The organism is Novosphingobium sp. SG707 (assembly GCF_012275515.1).
Lineage (GTDB): Bacteria > Pseudomonadota > Alphaproteobacteria > Sphingomonadales > Sphingomonadaceae > Novosphingobium.
Window position 1 is genome coordinate 1 of sequence record NZ_JAAZQL010000026.1, and the last position, 7364, is coordinate 7364.

Genomic DNA, 7364 nt, shown 5'->3' on the forward strand with positions numbered 1-7364 from the left:
CGCGCTGTAGCGCTTTCTCGTCGTTTTCATGTCTGTCCATTCCTGTCTCAGGAATGAGCTTAACACCCTGTCCAGAAAACCGAGACCACCTCAAATATCAGTATGACCAGATCGCGGAATCGACGATTCCTGAACCCCATGGCGATCCCTTTTGGGTGAAGGCTTCGCGCGGAACGCTGGTGGCGGTGTTGCGCAAGCTCGCGCGGCAGAAGCATACGTTCATCTCGGTTCTGCTGTTCCGATTGCTCCGCTCCAAGCTGAAGGATCTGGCCGCCTTTGTCGCGGATACCGATGCGGCGGCCTTTATCTCCACCGAGGGGGAGCGTACCTCGGCAGGCATACAGGCTGAACTCGCTTCGGTGATGCGCAGCTTTGCCTATCTCGACGATACCGAGGATGCATTTTCGATCCGCGACTGGGTGGAAAAGGGCAGAGAGGGCAGCTGGCTCTTCATTACGGTGAAGGCTGATCAGCTTCCTTCACTGCGCCCGCTTATCACCGTCTGGCTCGATATCGCGATCAGTGCGATCATGAGCCTGAAGCCTGATCGCGACCGGCGGCTCTACTGCATCATCGACGAATTGCCGACGCTGCAGAAACTCCCCTCGCTCTCCGACTTCCTTGCAAGGGCGCGCAAGTATGGCGGCTGCGGTGTTCTGGGTTTCCAGTCCTACCCTCAGTTGGAGGCAACCTATGGTCGGCAGGAAGCAGCGGCCATCACCGGCTATTGCTCAACCTGGGTGGCTCTGCGGGCCAACGATACCGATACCGCCAGACATGTTTCGGAAAACCTCGGGCAGGTCGAGCAGATCGAGGCCAATGAGGGCATGAGCTACGGGGTCAATGATATGCGCGACGGCATCAACCTGTCGCGCATGCAGGTGACCCGCCCGCTGGTGATGGCAACGCAGATGCATCAACTGCCCAACCTTAAGGGCTATCTGCGTTTCGGACGCAATCTGCCGGTGGTCCAGTTCGCCGACACTTACAACCGGATGCCGGATATTGCCTCCGGCTTTGTCGAGCGTAAGGAGGCTCCCGTTCCGCATCCTATGGCCGCGGAACTGATCACGCTGGCACGAGCCGAAGCGCGTATTCGCGAAGCGGTCGGGAAGGACATGCCACAACCGAAGAATACGCGGGCCGGGCAACCTCAAACGACGCAGCCGAGCGAGCCGATGGAGGTTGATGTAAAGGGAAGGCCAGCTGATCTAAAAGGGCGGAAGGCCGGAGGTGCCACTGGTAAACCTCAAGACACGCGAGATCTTTTCGCCTTTTGTGATGTGCCGTCGATTGGATATGAGGAGATCATCGATTGCCCGCGGGAAAATCTCCCGCTGCCGCCTAGGGAAGCCCGCGATCTGCTGTTGGCGCGGCAGGGCTCAATTGCATCGAATCTGGTCCAGCATGGTGAGGCTGATGGTCCTCGCAAAAAGGCGAGGCCGGCATGATCCATCCTGTCCGACTCACCGGAAAACCGGCTAATATCGCCCGCTATTATACTGTTGGGGATTATTATACCAAGGACGGGGACGAGCATTCGTTGTGGGGAGGAGAGATCGCTAAAGATCTGGGTCTCGAAGGTGCAGTCGATCCTGAAATATTCAAAGCCCTCCTGACTGGAGAGGTTGCCGGACAGCAGTTGGGGCGATATAAGAAGGAAGGCGAAGTTCAGCACCATCCAGGCTGGGACTTCGCCGTCAGTGCTCCCAAATCCGTCTCGGTCATGGCGCTGGTGGCGGGCGATGAGCGGATCATTGCCGCGCATGAACAGGCGGTCGGCAGCGCTATCGCCTACATCGAGGAGCATGCCAATCTGCGCCGCCGCGAGGATGGCGAGATCCGGCATATAACCACCGGTCGTTTGCTGGTGGCACGCTTTACTGAACATGCCAGCCGCGAACTTGACCCGCATCTGCACACCCACGTGGTCGTGTTCAATATGACCAGTGAGGCGCCCGGCGATCCGATGGCCAGCCTTGAAAGCAGGGCCATGTTTGCCGAGCAGATGACAGCGGGTCAGGTCTATCGCAATGATCTGGCGCATCGTCTGCGCGAACTGGGTTATGAGATCGAGAGTGATCCTCGCAGCGGTCTCTTCGAGATCCGTCGTTTCCCCAGAGAACTGGCGGCAAGTTTCTCGCGGCGTGCCGAGGATATCAATGCCCATGCCAGCGAGCATGGGCTGCAGGGCCAGGCGGCACGGCGTCAGTCTTTTTATGCGACCCGCCCGAAGAAGGAGAAGATCGATCTTGGCTGCCTGCATGATCTTTGGGTCATGCGAAGCCGTCCCTATGCTGACAAAATTGAGCAACTCAGGGTCGATGCAGACAAGGTCGGTGAGCGTTCCCTACCGGGTGACAAGGTCATGGCCGCACGAGCGATGCTGTTTGGTATCCGTCAGGCCGAAACCCACGAGGCTGTCAACAATCTGGGGCAGATGCTGCGTCTGGGACTTGCCAGCCATGTCGGGGAGGTTCGCCTAGCCGATATCCGCCCACTGGCCGAGGAACATGAAGAGCGGCGCAAGTTACTGGCCACGCGTCAGCCCACTGGCGATCAGGTGCACATACGCGGACGCACCACAAAAGCGACGGCGCGCATGGAGCAGACCTTCGCTCGCCATCTGGCCCTGGCGCTCAATGATGCGCGGCCCATGGCTTCTGCGGATCGCCTGCTGGGGCGCCTTGAACATGCGGGCCTCAATCCTGCGCAGGAACGCGCGCTGGTGGAAATAGCCACCTCGCGTGATCGACTTACCGGGCTGCATGGTGTTGCCGGCTCGGGCAAATCGACACTGGTCAGGGTGCTGGTCGAGGCGGCCGATCCCGGCACAAGGGTGGTCGCACTGGCACCGACATCTTCGGCGGCCGCCGAACTCGGGCAAAAGGCAGGCATCCCCTCCCGTACGGTAGCGAGCCTGATGGCAAGCGGCGGCAGCGGCATCACCCAATCTCATGTGTTGGTGGTCGACGAGGCAGGACAGTTGGGCAATCGTCAGGCGCAGCGCATCCTCGAAATCGGCCGCGAAACCGGCGCGCGTGTGCTGTTTCTGGGCGACAACCGGCAGACCGGGGCGATCGAGCAGGGCAAGGCCTTCTGGCTGCTCCAGCGCCTTGGCCTTCCCACCGTTCAATTGATGGAGGCGGTGCGCCAGGAGACCAGAGCCATGCATGAGGCGGTCGCGGCCGCGCGAAAGGCGGACTATGCTGCGTCGCTTGCCGCGCTCGACAAGATTGTGAGCGGCGCCGATACCGAAGCTCTGGCGAAGGGGTTGGTCTTGGAATGGACGCGGCTCGGGCCTCAAAGTCGGCGTGGCACCAATATCCTTGTGCTCAACAATGCCACGCGCATTGCCGTCAATCATCAGATCCGCGAGGTGCTCAAACGTGAGGGTAGTGTCGCGGCGCAGGATACCAGACTTGAGGTGCTTTCTCCTGCCGGGATGAGTGATGAGCAGAAGCACAACGCCCGCTTCTATTCGGGCGGGCAGGTGGTGACCTTTGCCCGTGATCATGCCGGGCAGGGGTTTGTACAGGGCCAGGAATATCGCGTCGCAGGTATCGGACGGGATGGGAGCGGGCGCCAGATCGTCCGGCTCGTCGATGAGCATGGACGCCTGTTGCGCTGGGATCCCCGACGGGGTTCGGCGCGGCAGGTCAATGTGTTTGCCAAGCCCGAAGATCGACCATTGGCTGAGGGGGATCGGATCCAGTGGCGTCTTGCGGCGAAGGAACTTGATCTCAAAAATGCCGAACGCGGAACGGTGGAGAAAATGGATGGTCCAGTGGCGACTATCCGCTGGGATCGGGGAAGCAGGGTTCAGCAGGTCGATCTTTCGCGCTTCCGCACCTGGGATCACGGTTATGCCGAAACGGTCTATTCCGCCCAGTCGAAGACTTATGACCGGGTCTATGTGCTGGCGCCAGTCCGTTCGGGGCTGGTCAACGGACAGAACTATTACACGGCCATCACCCGCGCTCGCTTCGGGGTGAAGCTCTGGACTGAGGATATCCGGCAACTGAGTGCGAAGCTGACGCGGAATTCGGGCGAGAAGACTTCGGCGTTGGAGGGTCTGGGTCGGCTAGAGAGGGATGCCGGAAAAGCTATTGCTGGCCGCCGACCCGAGGCCATGCGTATCGCGCGTGATCAGCAGGAGCGATTGCGGCAGGAACGGCGTGATCGGCAGACCGAACGTCGCTTGAACCGCATGCAAGCATCTGGCCTTCTGGGCGCCCTCGCCGCACAGATGCTGCCGCTGGCTGAGCGCATGGATCATGTCCTTCAGGCCATGTTGAAACGCGCGTCGCCAAGACTCCGCGAGGCCCAGCCCAGTGGCAGCGCTCGTGCGCAACCGCCAACGGTCAGGTCATCACGGCCGTTATGCGGGCCGGAAAGATGATGTCGAAACGATTGTTGCTGATCAGTTCGAAAGGGAGTGCTTTATGAAACCAAGTCGGTTCTGGATTGTCGTTGCCCTAGGACTGACTCTTGTGGCCAGTCCGGCACTTGCTGCCCCCGTAACTCCTATCCGATACGAACCCGAGGTCGCTCACTGCATTAGTCGAGCGGCGCAGGGCAGTCTTTGGCTTGAAATGACTCTGTGGGGATTGCGGGATCAGGAAGCCGGTTGGGTAGGGGCGGATTTGGTCAATAATAACGGTACACATGATTTAGGAGTGTTCCAGATAAATTCAAGTTGGGTTCCGCGATTGTCTCAAATTGTTGGGCGTTCAGAGCATAGGGTGAGCGAATTGTTGAGATATGATCCTTGCTTTAATGCTGAAGTTGCGCGATGGATATTTCTTTCAATTCTTCATAAATTTAGAGATTACTGGAAGGCGGTAGGAATGTACCATAGTCTTACAGTTTGGAGGCAGATGCATTATGTGAATGGTGTGAAATATCATTTGAAAAGAAGGAATTGGAATGTAGGATTTTAGATGTCCTAATGGACCAGCGTCTCAAAAGTAGCCATGTTGAGTGGCTGTCCCTGAGAATGACGGTGTTGCAGACGAGGTCCAGGCGTTCAGCGTCAACACCATGAGAAAAAAGCCATGGCGCATTAGCTAGCAGGAATCGACGTCTCGCTGAAAGAGGGCAGTGTGTGTGCGTCGTCGATGCGAAGGGACACCTGGTTTGTGAGGTTAAGGTCGGCAGTGGGCAGAAGGCGATGGTTGGATATCTCGCACGCGCGGGTTGCCGGTTACGCGGATCGGCCTCGAAGCTAGCCGACTATCGCGTTGGTCCGCTCTCCGTTAATCGACGCCGCAATTTATGCCAAATTTCTGACGATGGACATGTGATATCCTTCGTCTTACATTAAAGATTTTTAATCAATGGCTTGTTTGGATGTTGAGCTAAATATCTGATGTAATTTGGATCAAGTTCTGAACGGGTACGATGAGAGTTTCGTGCCACGGAGCGACGGCTGGTGGGGCGAAGTTTGCCAGTTTGTTGTGAAAGAGTGCAAATTTCATCTGATTCGCTGCGCGATTCCTGACCAGAGCGGAAATGAAGGCTTGCTTGCAAGGCGATGGGGCTTTTAGGAAGGATGCTGGACGTGAGTTTGTCAGCCTGAGGTCGGAGTATTTATGGTAACTGTGCAGGAGGCTGCCGCTTCGTTCGCACGCGCTCGTGTTGATGCTGGCAATTCCGAGGCCGCGCAATGGCCCGAGCATGAACAGAGGAGAGGGTGGCGTTGGCAGGTCGCCTTGGTGGTATGCCTTTTGGGCTTCTGGGACGGGTTTCCCTTTTCCATTTTCGGTGCGTCTATGGTCTTCAGCTATCAGCTGTATTCGGCGATCGTGTTCGCCGGTTTCATCCTCTACATTGTCAGGGCGTTAATCCCGACACTGGCGGTGGGCTGGTGGGAAGGCGTGTCGCTGCTCCTGTTCTGCTGGTGCGTTCTTGTGTCCTTCCATTGGAGTGTCTTTGTGCAGCCGCAGCCTTTGCTGGCTTGGTTGCCGGCAATTTTTACCGTGGGGCCAGTGCTGACCATCTTTTTGCTCAAGGCGGTGGGGGCCACGCGACGGGATGCGGAAAGCGGCCTGTATTATGCGGGTGCTTTCGGTTCGCTGCTGGTCGCTGTCCATGTTGCTCTGGGGCTGCATTTCCTCGATAACTACGCCCGCGGTTCGGCCTTTACCGAGGGACGGATCGTGTTCTTCAAGCTTCAGGCGGTTTTCGGCCTGATGGTGGGGCTGATGCGGACAGCTCAGGCCCGGCACCCGTTGAACACACTGGCGCATGCCTTTGCCAGTGTGCTAATGTGCTACAATGTCTTTGTATTGACCGAAAGTCGTCAGCTCATTCTGGCGGTGTTTTTGGCGCTGGTGCCAATCTGGGCCTTTGCGTTGCGTGGGCAGACCAGAATTATCATAGGGATGGTGGCGCCCTTTATCGTCATTCCTTTGGGCATTTATGCGGTGAATAAATATCTACCCAATTTTTCCTCCATGTCAGATTATCTGGGACAGGACATCAGCACCCAATATCGCGTGATCGAGGATCAGCATTTTCATCATGTGTTCGATCTAAGTTCCGGCATGGGCTTTGGCTTCATGTCCGGCGATCCGAAATATAACAATGTCCTGACTTTCGCCAGCCAATCCGCCGGCTTTCTTTACGGAACAGGGAAATATGGTGTCGGCCTGGTCGATATCGGGCTTGTTTCGGCGCTTTATCAGTTTGGCTATATCGGTTTTTTGCTGGTGGTGGGCATGACTCTAACCTGCGTCATCCGGTTAGTTACCGCCACCCGCTTTGGTCAGGATTATGCTTCGACATCGGCGCTGGGTTACATGATGGCAGCCTTGATGCTCAACCCGATCGCGGTCAATTATTACACTTTGTTCTACAGTGCGCATATTGGCGCGCTGCTCTGGTTTATCGCGTCACAGGTCCGGGCTGAGCAGGCTCTCGCTGTCAAAGCGACGTAAGAAGAAGCGCCCCTGCCACGTTTCCGGTGCCGGGCTGCTCTTTCCTACCCTTTTCATGGTTGTTGCGGGTGGCATGCTCGCACTTGGCTTTGCACGTCCTTTGCAGTGCGGCGATCTTGGTAGTTATGGCGCCGTCCTCTCTTTTTGCCGATTAGCGGCCATGTCATTCCCTTCAGCCTCAAGGGAGAAAGGGCGCTGCAATGACTTGCAGTCAGTCGCATATTTGCCTCTATCCGGCCCTCTGGTTTGCATCGGTGAGTGCGGGCACGTATCAAATCCCGTACCGCTTCATGGCTCTCATCTGGCACCCAGACCGCCGTCAGTTCCCTGAGGTGGTCCCGCCTTCCTGGACAGGTTTGCGGCTAAGTTAAGCTCACCTGGTTTTTGTTATGCCGCCTGTTTGGTCATCGGATCATGGGGGGC

Annotated in this window: 4 protein-coding genes; all 4 read left to right on the forward strand. The window is 57.4% G+C overall.

Going from position 1 to position 7364, the window contains the following annotated elements; genetic code table 11:
- Nucleotides 1–1451 (forward strand): type IV secretion system DNA-binding domain-containing protein (locus FHW92_RS25300; protein WP_168606055.1); only part of this gene is annotated, 1451 nt, incomplete at its 5' end.
- Nucleotides 1448–4402: a MobF family relaxase gene (mobF, locus tag FHW92_RS25305; protein WP_168606056.1), complete on the forward strand. Its 2955-nt coding sequence runs from the start codon at nucleotides 1448–1450 to the stop codon at nucleotides 4400–4402. The genes FHW92_RS25300 and mobF, both read left to right, overlap by 4 nt.
- 43 nt (nucleotides 4403–4445) lie before the next feature.
- Nucleotides 4446–4943, forward strand: coding sequence for a lytic transglycosylase domain-containing protein (locus FHW92_RS25310; protein ID WP_168606057.1), 498 nt, complete (start codon nucleotides 4446–4448; stop codon nucleotides 4941–4943).
- A 651-nt stretch (nucleotides 4944–5594) separates the two neighbouring features.
- Entirely contained in the window at nucleotides 5595–6941 is a 1347-nt protein-coding gene (locus FHW92_RS25315) for an O-antigen ligase family protein (protein WP_168606058.1), read from the forward strand.
- The last annotated feature ends 423 nt before the right edge of the window (nucleotides 6942–7364 follow it).

Excerpts from the sequence above, each read along its gene's own strand:
- mobF (WP_168606056.1), top strand. The coding sequence starts at position 1,448 with ATGATCCATCCTGTCCGACTCACCGGAAAACCGGCTAATATCGCCCGC.
- FHW92_RS25310 (WP_168606057.1), top strand. The coding sequence starts at position 4,446 with ATGAAACCAAGTCGGTTCTGGATTGTCGTTGCCCTAGGACTGACTCTT.
- FHW92_RS25315 (WP_168606058.1), top strand. The coding sequence starts at position 5,595 with ATGGTAACTGTGCAGGAGGCTGCCGCTTCGTTCGCACGCGCTCGTGTT.